General features: G+C 53.0%; 4 protein-coding genes and 1 pseudogene. All 5 read left to right on the top strand.

Annotation, left to right across the window (positions count from 1 at the left end):
• Positions 1-184: 184 nt before the first annotated feature.
• A pseudogene (locus tag ACXJ5O_RS25115) lies at positions 185-280 on the top strand (BA14K family protein); the annotation flags it as partial.
• A gap of 189 nt (positions 281-469) precedes the next feature.
• On the top strand, positions 470-652 hold the full coding sequence (locus tag ACXJ5O_RS25110; protein WP_457302283.1) for a DUF3606 domain-containing protein: 183 nt from the start codon (positions 470-472) through the stop codon (positions 650-652).
• Positions 653-723: 71 nt separating this feature from the next.
• Positions 724-972 carry a hypothetical protein gene (locus ACXJ5O_RS25105; protein ID WP_457302282.1) on the top strand — a complete coding sequence of 83 codons (249 nt, stop codon included), beginning with the start codon at positions 724-726 and terminating at the stop codon, positions 970-972.
• Positions 973-1,248: 276 nt separating this feature from the next.
• On the top strand, positions 1,249-1,695 hold the full coding sequence (locus ACXJ5O_RS25100) for an MgtC/SapB family protein (protein ID WP_457302281.1): 447 nt from the start codon (positions 1,249-1,251) through the stop codon (positions 1,693-1,695).
• A gap of 223 nt (positions 1,696-1,918) precedes the next feature.
• On the top strand, positions 1,919-2,143 hold a 225-nt coding region (locus ACXJ5O_RS25095; RefSeq protein ID WP_457302280.1), incomplete at its 3' end, for a PAS domain S-box protein.

Here is a 2,143-nt window from a genome sequence, read left to right as displayed (position 1 = left end):
CTTCATGGGCCTGACATCACTTGCTACAGTCTCGGCAGCTCCGGTCGCAGTGCAGGTCGTTCCTGCCGCCTCCAATATCGTACAGGTACAGCACAAAGACTATCGTCGATATGAACAGCGGAATGATCGAAAGCGCTGGGAGCGCCATGAACGCCGCAATGATCGCTTTGAGAACCGTCGTGATCGTCGCGGCTACTGGAATGGCCACCGTGGCTATCGCGAACAACGCCGCGGATATCGTCGTCACAATGACGGATACTGGTATCCACTGGCGATATTCCGTCTCTAAACTCAACTTTTTCGTTAGGACATTTGAAGGCGGCTCTTGCGGGTCGCCTTTAAATGCTCTGGGTGCGGATCAAAGAAGCTTGGCCTCAGCGCGACAACTTATTAGGTCACGTACGCCAGGCGTGGAACGATTTCCTTTCAACATTGTTAGCTGTGTAATTTGCAGGCGGAGGTAAATGCAATGGCCGACAACAGGCAGAAACAGGATAATCGGGACCGGTCGAAAGTCTCAGCCAGCGAGGATCATGAAGTCGAGTATCTGATGTTCAAGTTCGATATAAGCAAGAAGCGCGCCCTAGAGCTGATTATTAAACACGGAGGCAGTCGCAAGAACATCGAGGCTGAACTCACACACTCTCCATGAGATAGATTTAACGGTGGGGGTGCTGCAAACGACTCTTCGCGACGCATGACAGATCGAACTGGGAGATCCGAATGACAGTAACGTCCCCGACATTACCTTCCATCGATCCCAATCGCTGGCTTGAGTGTGAGCGGGCCTTGCTAGAGCGCTTTACGGTGATTGCCGAAAGCGAGGATCGGTCTCCCGAAGCCCTGAAAGATTTGATTGTAGAGGCAATTGACGCCGGTTGGAGCGAAGGGGAGGTAAGGCGTGCTCTTTCCGACATGATGCGAGCAAAGGGGATTACTGGCGAAGAGGTCGACCTGTGGCTGCGCGTGTAGCAGGGCCAAAACTACGGTCTGGAGATCCCGATCGATGGGATGAATGTGAAAAGGCCATTAAGCCGCGGTTCAACATGATCGATTGGGTAGATATGCGAGACGATAAAACTATTCAATTGCTGAACGACGCCATGGCGGCCGGCTGGACCGAGAGAGAGGTGATACGTGCAATCTGGGCTCTAAGAATGTTAAGGGATACGGCATCTGTGACTAGAACCTAGCCCGATCCGTCAGCGCTTAAATTGCAAACTTAACCGATTGTCTGGGGGAAATTCATTGCTCGAAACGTTTCACTACCTCAATTCCTTGCCGGTATTTCCACACGTGTTTGCTCTGGCGGTCGCCTATATCTTGGCTTTTCCGATTGGTCTGGATCGAGAACGCGAGGAGCGTAGTGCGGGAGTGCGGACTTTTCCCATTGTGGCCTTGGCAAGCTGCGGACTGATTCAAGGGACCGAAAATCTTACGGCCGGCAATCCGGAAGCTACGGCCCGTATCATCGAGGGACTGATTACTGGCGTTGGCTTTATCGGTGGCGGCGCTATCCTGCAACTCAAGAATTCTGTGCGAGGCACCGCAACAGCGGCCAGCATCTGGTCAACCGGTGCAATTGGTATAGCGGTCGGACTTGAGAGTTATGATGTGGCGTTCATCATCTCGCTCTTCACCTTTCTCACGTTGCGCCTGATGCTGCCGTTGAAAAAGGAGCCGAAGCAAGACTGAGATCCTACGAGGACGGATGGATGGCACATGAACGAGTAGCCGATGCCCTCCCACTGCGTGCCTTGTCGAGTGCTGCGTAGCTCGAGATTGACGCATCGCCAAGGTTGGAGGTTCCAAGTCGTTCCTCTCAATGCTCAGAAACAACCGAATCCAGCACTTGCAATTGCACCGTGTATGGGGTGGCATGCCTTTTTGATCTTCCACTGCAATGCGAAGGATTCAAATGACAAACCCACGTATCGCAGAAATGGTTCTTGAAAGTGCGATCGACTACGCCATTCTGACCTCTGACCTTTCCGGCAATGTCACGTCATGGAGCATCGGGGCCGAAAATATCTTCGGCTGGACCGAGGATGAGGTGTTGGGCCTTGCCGCCGACATCATTTTCACAAGCGACGACCGTGCGCACGATGTCCCGCGCAAGGAAATGGCCAATGCCCTTAAAAAC

This window comes from Phyllobacterium sp. P5_D12, assembly GCF_054049495.1.
Note: the sequence above shows the minus strand (reverse complement) of the source record. Positions and strands in the feature narration are given on the sequence as shown.

Excerpts from the sequence above, each read along its gene's own strand:
- ACXJ5O_RS25105 (WP_457302282.1), top strand. The coding sequence starts at position 724 with ATGACAGTAACGTCCCCGACATTACCTTCCATCGATCCCAATCGCTGG.
- ACXJ5O_RS25110 (WP_457302283.1), top strand. The coding sequence starts at position 470 with ATGGCCGACAACAGGCAGAAACAGGATAATCGGGACCGGTCGAAAGTC.